Below are 15,030 nucleotides of genomic sequence, written 5' to 3'. Positions count from 1 at the left end.
AATGTTCGGGCTTATACGACTTCCCATCCTGCTGATGATCGCTTTTATTGTGGGTGTGTTCTTTGAACGCTCGAACCAGCGCGAAGCTTGTGAGGCGCGCGGCGACTGGCAAGACGGGCTATGTGTGACTGTGGAAGGGCCAAATGAGTGATCTGATCTGCGTGGGCAGTGTGGCGGGTGCGTACGGCGTTCGCGGTGAGGTGCGCCTGAAAAGCTTTTGCGCCGTGCCTGAAGACATCGAAACCTACTCTCCACTAACCGACGAAGAGGGCAAGGAGCGGTACCCGCTGGTGCTTACGCGCGCTATCAAGAACGGGTTTGCCGCACGTCTGGGCGGCGTTGAAACCAAGGAACAGGCAGACGCGATCAACGGCTTGCGCCTTTTTGCACGCCGCGATCAGTTGCCGTCGTTGCCCGATGACGAATTCTACCACACCGACCTGATCGGGCTTGAGGTTTATGACACGGGCGGCACCCTGCTGGGCCGGGTGAAATCGGTGCAGAACCACGGCGCAGCCGACCTTCTGGAACTGCACGGGCCGGGCCTGAAATCCACAGTCCTGCTGCCTTTTACAATGGAATCCGTGCCAACGGTTGATCTGGACAAGGGCCGCATCATCGCTGACCCACCCGAAGGGTTGCTTTGATGCGACGCGTTCTGCTGCATTTGGGCCTGCACAAGACCGGCACGACTGCGGCGCAATCCTTTCTCTATGACAACCGTGAACTGATCTGGCCGCATTTCGCATTGGTGCTGCCCTACCGGACCCGCAATTCCGGACTTTCGCGGGCGGCCACCAATCATTCTGTTTATGGCACTGTTGGAACCCTTGCAGAATTCGGAGCACAGGTGCGAGGGCTTCTGGACACGCTGGACTTCGGCGACAAGCGGGGCTTGATCGTCAGCGAGGAAAACTTCGCGGGCCTGCGCCCCAGCCGCAACATCGAACAAGGCTATTCCGCCGCACCTGAACTGGCTGCCTGTTTGGTGGATGCGGTCCATCACCGATTTTCGGGCCAAGAGGTTGAAATCACTATCTACCTGTCCCTTCGCCAACGCGGCGGCTGGTTGCGCAGCCTTTGGGCGCATGATCTGCAACGGATGCGCCAAGTGCAGGATTTCGAAACCTTCCGCTCCAACATGGAGCATATACCTTCGCTGGAAGATACCGTGGAACGGATCCGCGAGCGGTTGCCTTCGGTCCTCGTCCACTCGGAATGGCTGGAGGAATTGCAACTGCGCCGCTATGGCCCCGGCACACCATTTGCCGAGTATCTGGATCTACCGCAAGACAGGGCAAAGCTGCTGGAACCGCCTTCTAAGACCAACACCCGCCTGCCCGAAGATGCCTTGGCGGAATTATTGAATCTGAATCGCTCGCGTCTGGACGACGCCGCCCTTATCGAGCAAAAGGCGGCGATTATCGAACGCGCGAAAAGCACCCTGGTCGGCACAAAATGACAGACAAGCCCAATAAATCCCACGGTCGCAAAGCGATCCGCCCGACCTTGAAGCCACGTGAACTGATGACCCCCACGCCGGACCTGCATGGTGTTTGGAAGGCCAAGATCATCACGCTGTTTCCTTCGGCCTTTCCCGGAGTTTTGGGAGAAAGCCTGACCGGCAAGGCGCTGCAGGACGGGTTGTGGCAATTGGAAACTGTCGATCTACGTCAGTTTGGCATCGGCAAGCACCGCAATGTGGATGACACACCCGCAGGCGGTGGTGCCGGCATGGTACTGCGCGCCGATGTGCTGGGCGAAGCGATCGAACATACGATGGCGGGCATTCGGGGCAATTGGCCTCTGATCTACCTCAGCCCACGCGGTCGCCGGATGGATCAGAACATGATGCAGAACCTTGCGCGCTGCGATGGCATGACTTTACTGTGTGGCCGGTTCGAAGGTGTCGACGAACGGGTGCTGGAGCATTACGGCGTGCAGGAAGTCTCGTTAGGTGATTTCGTCATGACTGGCGGCGAGATCGCAGCGCAGGCCCTGATCGACGCGACGGTGCGGCTGATCCCTGGCGTTCTGGGCAATCAGGCCTCAGCCGAGGAGGAGAGCTTTTCGTCGGGCTTGCTGGAACACCCGCAGTACACCCGACCCGCAGAATGGAAAGGCCGCCCGATCCCCGATATCCTGATGTCTGGTCACCACGGGCGCATTGCAGAGTGGCGGCACGAGATATCCGAACAGATCACCCGCGAACGACGGCCCGATCTCTGGGAGACCTACAAAAAGGAGCGGGACTAACCCCCCGCCTTCCAACGCGCCCAAGTTTCGGGGTGGCCGTTGAATGTATTGATATCCACCCTACCTTCGACGCCCGGCACCAGCCCGGTGCCAGTATACTGCCAAAACCGCCAGGAGGACTTGGGGTATACCTTGTGCGGATGCCCGGCAACGGACCGCAGCCAGAATTCGGTTCCGCGCAATCGGTCGATACCTGTGTCAGCGTGGAAGTCCACGGTGGTATAGACAATCGGGCGACGACCATAATGGCGTTCAAGAATATCAAGGTACCGTTTGGCCTCTGCCCGGACAGTGGCACCGTCGGGACGTAATCTGCAGGTTCTGGAATGCGGGGTCCACTCCATATCCAGCACATGCGGTAGGTCAGCGCCCTTTGGCACATTCTTGATGAACCACCGCGCCTGTTCATGCGCCGGGCGGCAAAAATAATAATAGTGATACCCCCCCCACGGCACGCCCGCCGCCTGCGCGCCGCGCCGGTGATCGTCGAACATGGGGTCGGCCACATCGCCGCCCTCTGTCGCCTTGATGAACACGAAACTGACGCCCGACGCCTTGGCCCGTCGCCAGTCAATCGCGCCCTGCCAGCGCGACACGTCCAGCCCGTGTACCGGGTAATGACCTGGGTGCCGCCCATCCCAGTCATGTGGGTCTGCATCACCAAAGGCCGGGTAAATTACCGACGGTGAAGTTGTACTCAGAAAAGCTTTGGCCTCGACCTGTTGAGGCGGAGGGGTGCTGCGACCGCAGGATAGGGTCGCAAAGGCCAGGACGGCCAGCATCAATGCAATGCGCATGATCGGTTCCTGTTTTAAATGACTGCTCTTATAATTACCTCCAGCATGCCTGATCCGCGCCACAAGGCAACGGTGCAGTTTTCGAACGGCGGAAACCCACCGTCCAAGCCCGAAAAACATGGCGATTTTGGCTTGATCCCTGACCGCAAACCCCGTAAAGCAGCGCAATCCGGTGCCGCAACTTCGCGACTCCGGTGTTTTGGTTTGCATTATGGCGCAACGCTCGGCTTTCTTCAGCTACGGCGTGTCAGGGCAGACCGGACCAAAGGAACATTCGATCTGACCTCTGGCGGGCTGTACGCAGGACCCGATGAAGACCAAGAGCTCTCAGGCCGTGCCCAAACTTCGTGGACCAACCACGAGCAGATAGGAGAAACTGCGATGGACCTGATCGCACAGCTTGAGGCGGAACAGATTGCCGCCCTGGGGAAAGACATCCCCGATTTCAAAGCCGGTGACACCATCCGTGTCGGCTTTAAAGTGACCGAAGGGTCGCGTACCCGTGTGCAGAACTACGAAGGTGTCTGCATCGCGCGCAAAGGTGGCAGCGGCATCGCCGGTTCGTTCACCGTTCGCAAAATCTCGTTTGGCGAAGGCGTGGAGCGTGTGTTCCCGCTGCACTCGACCAACATCGACAGCATCACCGTTGTCCGCCGTGGCCGCGTTCGTCGCGCCAAACTGTACTACCTGCGCTCGCGCCGTGGTAAATCCGCGCGTATCGCAGAAGTCACCAACTACAAGCCCAAGGCTGGCGCCGAGGCGTAAGGAGCGGAAAGATGAAAAAAGACATCCATCCCGACTACCACTTCATCGACGTCAAAATGACCGACGGCTCGATCGTGAAAATGAAATCTACCTGGGGCAGCGAAGGCGACCAGTTGGCCTTGGAAATCGACCCCTCCGTGCACCCCGCATGGACCGGTGGTTCGTCGCGCCTGATGGACGCCGGCGGCCGTGTGTCGAAGTTCAAGAAAAAATACGAAGGTCTGGGCTTCTAAGCCTGACCCGTTTGAGATGCGAAAGGCCGTCCTTTGGGGCGGCCTTTTTTGTTTTAGAGGCGCCTAAGTTCAACATTGCCTCCAGATCACGTCAGGCACGGGGCTTCATTTCATCAAACGCAACTCAATTTACGCACCGTCTGGCAAGGTCTGGTTCTCCAAGCACCCGAGACACCAATCTATCCTCCGTCGGGTCGTATGCTTTGTGCAGCAAACTGCCTCGGCGAAGGCCAATTTCGTCGAAGGCCGGTAAATGATACAATGGGCTGCGACAGAGGCTGAGTGACCACGGAGACCCGGAAAATGCCCCAATACAACGATATGATCGAGCTATCGGTCGAGGATATGGATCTGATCGAAACGGCATTGCGCGGCTCCGCCGCCTCCTTGTCACAGGCAGCACTGGAAGATGGGAAAGACGGCAGTGCGGACCGCGAAAACACCCTGCGGCGGATTCATGATCTTCTTGGAAAACTACACGATCAGAAGGTCTTTTATCGTCCCAAGGGTGGGGTATACCTTGGCGGCTAAGTTCATTTAAGCCAGCACAGAGGATTTAATCCTACTATCGCGGATTTCGCGTCAATTCCGCTGCGCTGTGTACCGGCGGTACCGGCCCGCGCAGCAAGATCAGCGCCAACGCCATGCCGATAAGCGCGGCAACAGCGGCAACCACCATCGCGCTGTCAAAAGAATTGTCCTGCAGGTCCCGCAGTGCTTTGGCCAGAGCAGCGCTGGCCGTCGGGTCCATCCCTGCAATCAGCTGCTGTATCTGGCTCGGCGTACCGTGGGTCAACGCATGGGCCAGATCCTCGCGCTGAGTTGAGCCTGCGGGCAGTGCGTCGATCACTTCGGACAGACCCCTGCGGGTCGTGATAGCCTCGGCCAATCCACCGACCACGGCCCCCAGAGTTGCACCAAAATAGAGGCAGGCGTTGATCACGCCGGACCCTTGCCCCACGTGCTCGTCGGGCAGTAAGCGCAAGCCCAAACGGGGCAGCAGTGAGAAACAGATACCCAGCCCGACACCGATAATAAGCAGTTTCCACCAGATCTCGGCATATTGCGTGGTGTTCGTGGTCGTCATCATCAGCAGGAACCCACAGGCCATCGCCCCAAGGCCAATCGCAACAGGCCATTGAAAACTGTAAGGGGCAAGAAACCGGGGCGCAGTAACCGAGATAACAAACATGCTGAGGCTGAGTGGCATGATCGCCAGCCCTGCCCCGATGGAGGAATACCCAAAGGCATCGGGCGACTGCACGAAGGTGTTAAAATAGACAAAGAAGCAGAACAGCGTGAATCCGGTACAGAACATCCCTGCCCCGGCCATAAAATAGCGCGGATGGCGGAAGTATCGCAGCTCGATCAGTGGGTCGTCGCTATGACGGGAAACTCTCACCAATACAATGGCGGCGACGGCAGCTACAGCCAGCGGCAGCAGCGTCAAGGGGGTGGCCCACCCTCCGCTTTCACCGTTGCTGAGCGCAAAGGACAGCGGCCCCAAAAAGAAAAGGATCGCGACCGCCCCCGGATAATCGAATTTCGCCCCGGCGAGGCGGGTATCCGGCACATAATTCCGTTTACTGACATGCAATCCGATAGCAAAGGCCGTGGCCAGTAAAACAATGTCGATCGCAAACACCGCTCGCCAACTGACATAGTGCCCAAAAGCGCCGCCCACAATTGGCCCTAGGCCAATCGCCAGCCCCACAATCGCCCCCCAGGCACCCGTAGCGCTGGCGCGTTGCTCCTCGGGCGTAGCCGCCGTCAGCAAGGACAGAGAGGTCCCGAACAACGCCGCCGCGCCCGCGCCCTGCGCGCCACGGCCAAACAACAGCATCGTTCCATCTTGAGCAAACAGAGCAAAGGCTGACCCGATTGAAAAGACAATCATGCCAAAGAAAAACACACCCATTTTCCCGGTAATATCGCCGAGGCGGCTGACGATGGTGACAAGCGTCGCGCTGGCCACGGTGTAGGTTGCCATAACCCATTGCAGGCCAGATGGTGTCAGATCAAACTCGGCCTTCAGGTTGGGTAGGATCGTTGCGACAGCTGTAGTATTGAACCCTACGACCATCATGCAGATCGCAGTCATGGCAAGCACCACTCGGGCGCGGGCCTGCGGGGTTACTTCTGCCGAGGTCTTATTCGTCATCAACGTGCCCTCAAACTATGAATCTTTAATGCAATTAATCAGCAGTTTAGCGATTTTTTCCTCTTCGCCTAGGGCAGCCTTCAGATCCAGTAGGCCAGCGCAACCGGCAGCACGACAATTATTGTGAACGTCGAGACCAGAATAAACCCTGCCACGTCCGGTCCATATTCCGGCACGTGCTGGTCGATGAATAAATAGGTCGCGACTGAAGCGGGCATCAGACAGCACAGGATAACTGCCCCGCGCTCGGCCCCTGTGAAATCAAAGGCCCAGACTAACGCCGCCGCAATCACGATAGCCATCACCAGGTGAAGCAGGGTCAACAACACTGCGCGCCCAAGGCTTTTGATTCGCAGCGTCGCGAGGGTATGTCCCAGCGTCAGCAACATAAGCGGGATCGAAAGCCCACCAAGAATGTCAAAGGATTTGGCCACGGGTTGCGGCAGGCTGTATCCAGTTGCCATCAGGACCAGCGACAGGATCACTGCATAAATGATCGGCGATGAGGCAAGCTTTTTGGGAGAGAATTCTCCGGCGGGTATCCACATGCCCACAGTGAAAATACTGATCAATACGACGACAACGAAAGCCATGGTATAGGCCATACCCGCGTCGCCCAAGGCAAGCAGGGTAATCGGCAAACCGATATTACCCACATTGCCATGCATCAGCGGCGTTAGAAACGCACGTACCGGCAAACGCATGCTCTTCAGCGCAACGAAACCCAAGACGCCAAACCCCGCAATTGCCAATGCGGCGGCGGCCATCACGTCAAGAAATGTGCCAACGGCAATCTTGGTGGTGGACAAGTGCGAGATAATCAGCGTGGGATAACCGACCCGCGAGACAACTCCCCCAATCACTTTGTTGTCAAAAGGCGCCTTGATCAGCGCCAGGCAATACCCGATTCCCGCGCAGATCAGCACAGGCAAGACCACGTTCAGAACGTTCAGAAACAGGCTCTCCAACGACCGCCCCTATGCGCAAATCTATATACCGGACAGTGAAACAGAGCGGTAAATTTGGCAAGTACGCAGCCCAACCCATCGCCAAGCCGCTGTTTTCCAATTTAGAGCCTAATATCGCACCGCAACAAGCTTGGGGTTCTTCCCTTCTAGCCTTGCACAACATATAGTGGGTCGCAACAACGTGTGGGTAAGCACGGCGGGACATGGGAATACAGGCATGGCACATATCATCGTAGTGGGGAACGAGAAGGGCGGCGCGGGCAAATCGACCGTGTCTATGCATGTGGCCACCGCGCTGGCACGGCTGGGCCACAAGGTCAGCACGCTTGATCTGGATCTGCGACAGCGCAGCCTAGGGCGCTATTTCGAAAACCGCGACAACTTCATGAAAAACGCAGAGCTGAACTTGCCCAGCCCGCGCCACCATGACCTGCCCGAGATCGACGCCACCACGCTGAAACCCGGCGAGAACATCTACGATCACCGCCTTTCCGCCGCCGTGTCCGAATTGGAAAGCGATAGCGACTTTATCCTGATCGACTGCCCCGGCTCTCATACCCGCCTAAGCCAAGTGGCGCATTCGCTGGCCGATACGCTGGTCACTCCGCTGAACGACAGTTTCATCGATTTTGACCTGTTGGCGCGCATCGACTCGAAGGGTGAGAAAATCCTTGGGCCGTCGGTCTATTCCGAGATGGTCTGGAACGCACGTCAGTTGCGGGCACAGGCCGGGCTTAAACCCATCGACTGGGTTGTCGTACGCAACCGCGTTGGTACCCAGCGCATGGTCAACAAGGAAAAGATGCAGCGCGCCATCGAGATGCTGTCACAGCGCATCGGCTTCCGCGTTGCAGCAGGGTTTTCCGAGCGAGTGATCTTCCGCGAACTGTTTCCGCGCGGGCTGACCTTGTTGGATCTCAAGGATATCGGGGTCAAGCAATTGAACATCTCGAACATCGCCGCAAGGCAAGAGCTGCGCGACATGATGAAGGAACTAAACCTTCCGGGCGTCGAGATCGACTTCTAACGAAACAGTGTCACACAAGTTACAGCGCAAGATAACCGATCAGTGGCAATGCAAACAGACTGAGCACGAAAGTAGCGACAAGCAAGGCTGACGCAATCGCTGAATCGCAGCCGTACCGTGCAGCAATCACAGCCGCCAGCGCCCCGGACGGCATCGCTGCTTCGACCACCAGAATGTCGTGCTGAAAATCTGCCAACCCCAGCGCAAAAGCAAAGCTCCCTGCAACCACCGGCTCGAGGATCAACTTGAGCGCGCAGACAAGCAAAACCAGCCCCGCCAACTGACCAATCGCGATTGGTCGCAACATCAGACCGATGGTAAAAGCCACAAGGAATGTCAGTGAGGCGCTGGCGATCCCGAGAAAATCGTCCAACAACGCCACTACCCTGTTGTCTTTTGGCAAACCGATGGCCGACGCAAGCACCCCCAGCACAAAGGCCAGAAAAATAGGGGATCGCAGAAAGGTCAGGAACGCATCGCCAACCGTGGGCCCCTGCCCATCGTTTTCGCCAAAATAACTGGCGATAGCGACACCGACGGTGAACAGAGGCAGTATCACTCCGATCTCGCCCATAACGACAAGCTGGCTCATGATTTCGGCATTGTCGCCATAGATGTTCTGCAGCAGGGAATAACCCAGCGTCGAGGTGCTACCAACCCCGGACACAAGGATCACCGAGCCCAGCACTGGCCGTTCCAGCCGCATCCAACGCCCGGCCAACCAGGCTGTGACCATAACTGTGGCGATGGAAAGAAATAGAACCAGTGCCAATTCGAAATTCTGTATTCGGAAGGGCTCACTGCTGAGATTCGCGAATATCAGGGCTGGCAACGCGAAATCCGTCACCAGACGGGCGAACACACCTTGTTCTCGGTCTTGAATGACATTTCTGCGCCGAAACCAGACCGCAGACCCAACCAGCGCCAACATCACAACAAAAGCGTCGAAGAGAGTATCGAATTGCACGGTCTACTCGACTCCATTCTTGCGTAACCAGTTATACTTGACGGCCTTCGAACATGAGAGTGGATCATACAACAGAAGTCTGATCCGTCAAAATCGTTCAGAAACAGACAGTTGTCATTGGTTGAATTTTACTTAAAGGACAGTAGTTGGCACCGGTTTTTCTCGGCGGCCAAGCGCGACTAGAGCGGCGCTTTGTAGATCGTAAACAGCTCCTTCGGCTCGGCTACACCACGCAGCATATAGCGCCCGACCGAGATCAGATCCTGTCCGCAAGGCTGTGCCGCCTTTGCCACGTCGTCCGAAATCAGAATCCGCTGCCCGAGGGATCGGTGCATTCCGGCAATCCGGGCAGTCTGATTCACAGCCGGGCCAATAACGGTAAAATCCAGGCGGGTTTCAGACCCGATGTTGCCATAGAGGATTTCTCCGGCATGAAGGGCAAGAGTAAAGTTGGCAACCGGCAGCCCCTCTGCTTCTCGGCGGGCGTTCAGCGCGCCCATCCGCTCTTGCAACTCCGGCACGGCTTTCAATGCGGCGCGCGCGTCTTCATCAATCTCGCCGACGTCGAACATCGCCATCAGTCCATCGCCCATAAATTTCAGGATATTGCCGCGATTGTCATGCACAACGCCAACGGCCACAGCCAGATAGTCATTCAGCATGTCAATGATTTCATTGCCCGGCAGCTCTTCTGACAGACTGGTGAAACCTTCAAGGTCAAAGTTCCAGATTACCGCGTCGATCTGCTGAAGCGAACCGCGCCGGATTTCACCGGACAAAACACGTCGCCCCGCGTCGCGGCCCAGATAAACCCGCATCAGGTCCTTGGAAATCCGCGCACTTGCAGCCGATTTCAGCGCCAACCCCAGATGTGGCAGCGCGATATTGATCAACTCCAAGTCCCTATCTTCAAATCCTTGCGGCGCATTCGAGGCCCAGGACAACAATACGCCGTCCACCGCCTTTTTGGCATCCTTCGGTGCGTTATGGGTCGGCACGTCAAAGCTGACTCCGGTGGCGTAGTAATCCGTGGCTCCAATCTGACGCAGATCGTTCAACAAAGGATACCGGCTCGCCTCATTCTGATCGACCAAACGTTCGCGGATTTCTTTCAAATTGTCATTGAGGATCGCAAACAGCGGGCTTTGCTGCCACTGCTCGCTGGGTTGTTCGGAATACTCAAATGTTTCAGACGCACCGCCCTGTCCTTGATACCAGCTGAACCCGGTTCCGCCGTAAACCGGGTGCAAGGCCGACTGTGCTGCGTGGAAACGCATGAGCGGCACGCCCAGCTCCAACAATTTGTTGCAATAGCCATCAAGCAGGTCTTCTTTCGTGGCGCCTTCCAGACCACGTGTCACAAGCCAGTTGATAAGATCGGTTGATGTCGCCGCTACAGCGTTCGGGTTGACCATTAGTTTTCAGTGTCCGCTCTGAAGTGCCAGGGGGTAAAACTACCACTGTTCACCCCATATGCGCCAGCCGTCGCAGCAGTTTCCGCAACACCGCCACCTCTTCTGCCCTGAACTGGGCGGCCAGCTTTGTGTCGTATTGCTCAGCAATAGCACTTAGTTCTCTGTAAACGGATTGCCCCATTGGGGTCAGGGTCAGATTTTCAACCCTGCGATCCGCCTCACTGCGACTGCGCGAAAGATACCGGCGGTTTTCTAACCTGTGCACTGCGCGGCTGATCTTGGTTTTGTGTATCTTCGCAAGCTCACCGATCTGTTTCGCGGTCATTTCACCGTAGTTTCCCAGATGGAACAAAACCCGCCATTCCGTTCGCAGCATACCGTAGCGATCCTTGTAGATCTGCTGAAACTCCAAAGAGCTTTCCTCGGCCGCGCGGTTCAACAGATAGGGCAAGAAATCCCGCAGATCAAAACCTTCACTTTCACTGAAATCACCGTCCGTCATCCTTGTTAGTTACAAAATCAACTATTATTTCTCAAGTAACAACGGAGGAACACAGGATGAACCATCCGACTGATCCGCACACACTCACGCAAGCCAGCAGCCCTGTTGGCACGCACAAAGGCTATATGCCCGGCTTTGGCAATGATTTCGAAACCGAGGCTCTGCCCGGCGCATTGCCACAAGGCATGAACAGCCCGCAGCGCTGTAATTATGGACTGTATGGCGAACAGCTTAGCGGCACAGCCTTTACCGCGAACCCGCCTGAACGGACCTGGTGCTATCGTATCCGCCCCTCGGTAAAGCATTCGCATCGTTATGAAAAAATCGACCTGCCATATTGGAAATCCGCGCCATGCGTTGACCCGGACGTTATCAGCTTGGGGCAGTACCGCTGGGATGCAGTGCCGCATTCTGACGAAGGGCTGACCTGGCTGACCGGCATGCGGACGATGACCACAGCAGGTGATGTGAACACGCAGGTGGGCATGGCAAGCCATATCTATCTTGTCACCGAGTCGATGGTGGATACCTATTTCTTCTCGGCGGATTCCGAGATGCTTGTGGTTCCGCAAGAAGGCCGCCTGCGTTTTGCGACTGAACTGGGCATCATCGACCTCGAGCCCAAGGAAATAGCCATCATTCCGCGTGGGCTGGTGTACAGGGTTGAGGTGCTGAAGGGGCCCGCGCGCGGCTTTGTCTGTGAAAACTACGGGCAGAAATTCGAATTGCCGGGCCGCGGCCCGATCGGCGCCAACTGCATGGCCAACCCGCGCGACTTCAAGGCGCCCGTGGCTGCGTTTGAAGACCGCGAGGTGCCCTCGACCGTCACTGTCAAATGGTGCGGGCAGTTTCACACTACCAAGGTTGGCCAAAGCCCGCTGGATGTGGTGGCATGGCACGGCAATTATGCGCCCTACAAATACGACCTGCGCACCTATTGCCCGGTCGGTGCGATCCTGTTCGACCATCCGGACCCGTCGATCTTTACTGTACTTACGGCGCCTTCGGGGCAACCGGGTACGGCCAATATCGACTTTGTCCTGTTCCGCGAACGCTGGATGGTGGCCGAGGATACGTTCCGCCCACCCTGGTATCACAAGAACATCATGTCCGAGCTGATGGGCAACATCTACGGCCAGTATGATGCCAAGCCGCAGGGCTTTGTCCCCGGCGGCATGAGCCTGCACAACATGATGCTGCCGCACGGGCCGGACCGCGAGGCATTCGACAAAGCCTCGAACGCCAATCTCGGCCCAGACAAGCTGGACAACACCATGTCCTTCATGTTCGAAACCCGCTTTCCGCAGCATCTGACGCCTTTTGCGGCCAATGAAGCTCCCTTGCAGGACGATTACATTGACTGCTGGACCTCGCTTGAGAAAAAGTTCGACGGAACACCGGGGAGAAAGTGATGGATGCTGGCTACATAGTCATTGCAGTGTTCTTGGGCATAGTCGGCATGTCGATATGGGCGCGGCGCGGACACTGGAATGGCAAGCGCGACCACTACAAGCACAATCCACTGCCCGGCCATCGCCAGGAAGGTTCTTCCAGCGGGGCCGATCCCGGCGGCGACTAAAAGATGGAAACAGGACCATACGGCACGTCCTTTCCTGGTGCCACATTCGCTACGACGACAAAGGCGACAAGGAACACCAATGACACTTTCGAAATCCTGGGTGGCCTCGGCCAATTCCGCCGAACACCCGTTTCCGCTGAACAACCTGCCTTATGGTGTCTTTTCGGTCGACGGGTCCGAACCGCACTGTGGTGTAGCGATTGGTGACATGATCCTGGACGTGACCTTGGCCGAGACCGAGGGGCTGATCGATCTGAGCGATGAGCCACTGTTCGACCTGCCCTTCTGGAACCCGCTGATGGAACAAGGCCCCGCTGTCTGGGCCGCCCTGCGCAATCGGTTGACCACCCTGCTGGCCGAAGGATCGCAGGGGCGGGACGCAGTCGAACGCCTTTTGGTCGCGCAGGCCGACGCCGAAATGCACATGCCCATTGCGGTCAGTGAATACACCGATTTCTACTCGGGCCGTCACCATGCCCAGAATGTCGGCACCATGTTTCGAGGTTCGGAAAACGCCCTTCCGCCCAACTGGCCGCACATGCCTATTGGCTATAATGGCCGGGCGTCGTCGGTTGTTGTGTCTGGCACTGAAATTCGCCGCCCGTGGGGGCAGCTGAAATCGCCCGATCACGACCGGCCTGCCTTCCTGCCCAGCCGCCGGTTCGACATCGAACTTGAAGTGGGTGCCATCGTCGGAACGCCCTCGGAGGGGCCGGTATCGGTGCAACAGGCGTACGATATGATCTTTGGCTATGTCCTGCTGAACGACTGGTCTGCCCGCGACATTCAGGCGTGGGAATATCAACCGCTGGGCCCCTTCCAATCCAAGGCAACAGCCACCTCGATCAGCCCGTGGATCGTGACCAAAGCCGCGTTGGAGCCGTTTCGCTGCAACACCCCTGCGCGTGAGGTCGAATTGTTGGACCACCTGAGGGATTGCGGCCCCATGCTGTACGATATTGATCTGGAAATCACGATGGCACCGCGTAGCAAGCAGGCCACCACCATAGCCCGGACAAACTACAAGCAGATGTATTTCTCGGCTGCGCAGCAACTGGCCCATCATGCGACATCCGGCTGCCCAATGAATACCGGAGACCTGCTGGGCTCTGGCACCATCTCTGGCCCGAACAAATCCGAACGCGGATCGTTGCTGGAACTCAGCTGGGGCGGAAAGGAACCGCTGACATTGGACAGCGGCGAGATACGCAGTTTCATCGAGGATGGGGACACTTTGACCCTGAAAGGCACGTCCAAAGGCAAAGGCTACACAATCGGGTTCGGCGACTGCACTGGCACCGTTCTGCCTGCTCTCGAAGATCCTTTCGCCCGGTAAGGAGTACGTAATGACAAAAGCTTTTGCTTCGCAAGGCGACACGTCACAGAAGAACATTGCTTTTACGAAAATAGGTGACGGCCTATACGCCTTCACGGCCGAGGGCGACCCGAATTCCGGCGTGATCATCGGCGATGACAGCGTGATGATTGTCGAGGCGCAAGCCACCCCCCGTCTGGCCCGAAAGGTAATCGACTGCGTGCGCTCGGTCACCGACAAACCGATAACCCATCTGGCGCTTACCCATTATCACGCCGTTCGGGTGTTGGGCGCCAGCGCCTATGACGCGCAACAGATCATCATGTCCGACAACGCCCGCGCAATGGTAGCAGAACGCGGGCAAGAAGATTGGGACAGCGAGTTTCAGCGCTTTCCCCGCCTATTCGAAGGCTACGAAAGCATCCACGGCCTGACGTGGCCAACTACCACTTTCCGAGACAGAATGACGGTCTATCTGGGCAATCGCCGGGTCGACTTGATGCATCTGGGCCGCGCTCACACCGCCGGGGATATTGTCGTCCACGTGCCCGATCAAAACGTGATGTTTACTGGTGACATCGTCGAGTACCGCTCGGCCTGTTATTGCGGGGATGGTCATTTCGCGGATTGGGGCAGCACCCTGGATGCAATCGAAGGGTTTGACCTGGAAGCCATCGCCCCGGGGCGCGGAGATGCTTTGATCGGGCAGGAAATGGTGAACGCCGCGATAAATAGCACTCGCGATTTCGTCGATAGCACCTATCGTCCGGCGGCCCAGGTCGCAGCGCGCGGCGGTTCGCTGAAAGACGCATGGCTCGCCGTGCGCGCCGAATGCGACCCGAAATTCGCCGACTATGCGATCTATGAGCACTGCCTGCCGTTCAACGTCTCACGTGCCTATGACGAGGCACGTGGCATTGACACTCCGCGCATATGGACAGCTCAGCGCGATCTGGACATGTGGGCAGCTCTGCAAGGTTAGGGACATACCGTCGCATTTGATCCAGATCGTTTTACCGCGGTTTTTTCGGTGAAACCATTGTCT

Annotated in this window: 18 protein-coding genes; 12 read left to right on the top strand and 6 right to left on the bottom strand. The window is 57.3% G+C overall.

Features of this window, described 5'->3' with window-relative positions; all coding sequences use genetic code 11:
* Position 1 precedes the first annotated feature (1 nt).
* From GOW93_RS17555 to trmD, 4 genes are read left to right on the top strand one after another with little or no spacing between them, the layout of a single operon-like run.
* Positions 2-151 carry a hypothetical protein gene (locus GOW93_RS17555; protein ID WP_170387146.1) on the top strand — a complete coding sequence of 50 codons (150 nt, stop codon included), beginning with the start codon at positions 2-4 and terminating at the stop codon, positions 149-151.
* A complete protein-coding gene (rimM, locus tag GOW93_RS17550) occupies positions 144-647 on the top strand; it encodes a ribosome maturation factor RimM (RefSeq protein ID WP_170387144.1) in 504 nt (167 codons plus the stop codon). Before GOW93_RS17555 ends, rimM begins: the two co-directional genes overlap by 8 nt.
* Entirely contained in the window at positions 647-1,462 is an 816-nt protein-coding gene (locus GOW93_RS17545) for a hypothetical protein (protein WP_170387142.1), read from the top strand. Before rimM ends, GOW93_RS17545 begins: the two co-directional genes overlap by 1 nt.
* Positions 1,459-2,256 carry a tRNA (guanosine(37)-N1)-methyltransferase TrmD gene (gene trmD / locus GOW93_RS17540; protein ID WP_170387140.1) on the top strand — a complete coding sequence of 266 codons (798 nt, stop codon included), beginning with the start codon at positions 1,459-1,461 and terminating at the stop codon, positions 2,254-2,256. Before GOW93_RS17545 ends, trmD begins: the two co-directional genes overlap by 4 nt.
* Here trmD and GOW93_RS17535 read toward each other — a convergent pair.
* Positions 2,253-3,053 (bottom strand): glycoside hydrolase family 25 protein, encoded by an 801-nt coding sequence (locus tag GOW93_RS17535; RefSeq protein ID WP_170387137.1) that lies wholly within the window; start codon positions 3,051-3,053, stop codon positions 2,253-2,255. The two genes, trmD and GOW93_RS17535, sit on opposite strands and share 4 nt — an antisense overlap.
* A gap of 381 nt (positions 3,054-3,434) precedes the next feature.
* On the opposite strand from GOW93_RS17535, the gene rplS reads away from it, so the two are divergent.
* The 3 genes from rplS to GOW93_RS17520 all read left to right on the top strand — a co-directional run bounded on the left by rplS (position 3,435) and on the right by GOW93_RS17520 (position 4,582).
* Positions 3,435-3,818: a 50S ribosomal protein L19 gene (gene rplS, locus GOW93_RS17530; RefSeq protein WP_170328369.1), complete on the top strand. Its 384-nt coding sequence runs from the start codon at positions 3,435-3,437 to the stop codon at positions 3,816-3,818.
* An 11-nt stretch (positions 3,819-3,829) separates the two neighbouring features.
* Positions 3,830-4,051, top strand: coding sequence for a 50S ribosomal protein L31 (rpmE, locus tag GOW93_RS17525; protein ID WP_170387136.1), 222 nt, complete (start codon positions 3,830-3,832; stop codon positions 4,049-4,051).
* A 303-nt stretch (positions 4,052-4,354) separates the two neighbouring features.
* A complete protein-coding gene (locus GOW93_RS17520) occupies positions 4,355-4,582 on the top strand; it encodes a hypothetical protein (RefSeq protein ID WP_170387134.1) in 228 nt (75 codons plus the stop codon).
* Between the two features lie 34 nt (positions 4,583-4,616).
* Here the strand turns inward: GOW93_RS17520 and GOW93_RS17515 are convergent, their stop codons facing one another.
* Entirely contained in the window at positions 4,617-6,212 is a 1,596-nt protein-coding gene (locus GOW93_RS17515; protein ID WP_170387132.1) for an MFS transporter, read from the bottom strand.
* Positions 6,213-6,292: 80 nt separating this feature from the next.
* Complete coding sequence (locus tag GOW93_RS17510; RefSeq protein WP_170387130.1) at positions 6,293-7,180, bottom strand: AEC family transporter; 888 nt, start codon at positions 7,178-7,180, stop codon at positions 6,293-6,295.
* Positions 7,181-7,397: 217 nt separating this feature from the next.
* Between GOW93_RS17510 and GOW93_RS17505 the strand changes: the two genes are divergently transcribed.
* Complete coding sequence (locus tag GOW93_RS17505; protein WP_170387127.1) at positions 7,398-8,207, top strand: division plane positioning ATPase MipZ; 810 nt, start codon at positions 7,398-7,400, stop codon at positions 8,205-8,207.
* 19 nt (positions 8,208-8,226) lie between these two features.
* Here the strand turns inward: GOW93_RS17505 and GOW93_RS17500 are convergent, their stop codons facing one another.
* From GOW93_RS17500 to GOW93_RS17490, 3 genes are all read right to left on the bottom strand, one after another.
* Positions 8,227-9,174 carry an AEC family transporter gene (locus GOW93_RS17500; RefSeq protein ID WP_170387125.1) on the bottom strand — a complete coding sequence of 316 codons (948 nt, stop codon included), beginning with the start codon at positions 9,172-9,174 and terminating at the stop codon, positions 8,227-8,229.
* 179 nt (positions 9,175-9,353) lie between these two features.
* Positions 9,354-10,589, bottom strand: coding sequence for an adenylate/guanylate cyclase domain-containing protein (locus GOW93_RS17495; RefSeq protein WP_170387123.1), 1,236 nt, complete (start codon positions 10,587-10,589; stop codon positions 9,354-9,356).
* Between the two features lie 49 nt (positions 10,590-10,638).
* Positions 10,639-11,091, bottom strand: a complete 453-nt coding sequence (locus GOW93_RS17490; protein ID WP_170387121.1) for a MarR family winged helix-turn-helix transcriptional regulator — start codon at positions 11,089-11,091, stop codon at positions 10,639-10,641.
* 56 nt (positions 11,092-11,147) lie between these two features.
* On the opposite strand from GOW93_RS17490, the gene hmgA reads away from it, so the two are divergent.
* From hmgA to GOW93_RS17470, 4 genes are all read left to right on the top strand, one after another.
* The gene (gene hmgA, locus GOW93_RS17485; protein WP_170387119.1) at positions 11,148-12,503 is read left to right on the top strand and encodes a homogentisate 1,2-dioxygenase; all 1,356 of its coding nucleotides are present in this window, start codon (positions 11,148-11,150) and stop codon (positions 12,501-12,503) included.
* Positions 12,503-12,670: a hypothetical protein gene (locus tag GOW93_RS17480; RefSeq protein WP_170387117.1), complete on the top strand. Its 168-nt coding sequence runs from the start codon at positions 12,503-12,505 to the stop codon at positions 12,668-12,670. Before hmgA ends, GOW93_RS17480 begins: the two co-directional genes overlap by 1 nt.
* A gap of 79 nt (positions 12,671-12,749) precedes the next feature.
* Positions 12,750-14,006, top strand: a complete 1,257-nt coding sequence (fahA, locus tag GOW93_RS17475; protein WP_170387115.1) for a fumarylacetoacetase — start codon at positions 12,750-12,752, stop codon at positions 14,004-14,006.
* A 10-nt stretch (positions 14,007-14,016) separates the two neighbouring features.
* Positions 14,017-14,967, top strand: coding sequence for an MBL fold metallo-hydrolase (locus GOW93_RS17470; protein WP_170387114.1), 951 nt, complete (start codon positions 14,017-14,019; stop codon positions 14,965-14,967).
* The last annotated feature ends 63 nt before the right edge of the window (positions 14,968-15,030 follow it).

Origin of the sequence: Ruegeria atlantica, from assembly GCF_013032455.1 — a bacterium.
In the GTDB taxonomy this organism is placed as follows: Bacteria; Pseudomonadota; Alphaproteobacteria; order Rhodobacterales; family Rhodobacteraceae; genus Ruegeria; species Ruegeria atlantica_B.
This window is presented reverse-complemented; position numbering and strand designations above follow the sequence as displayed.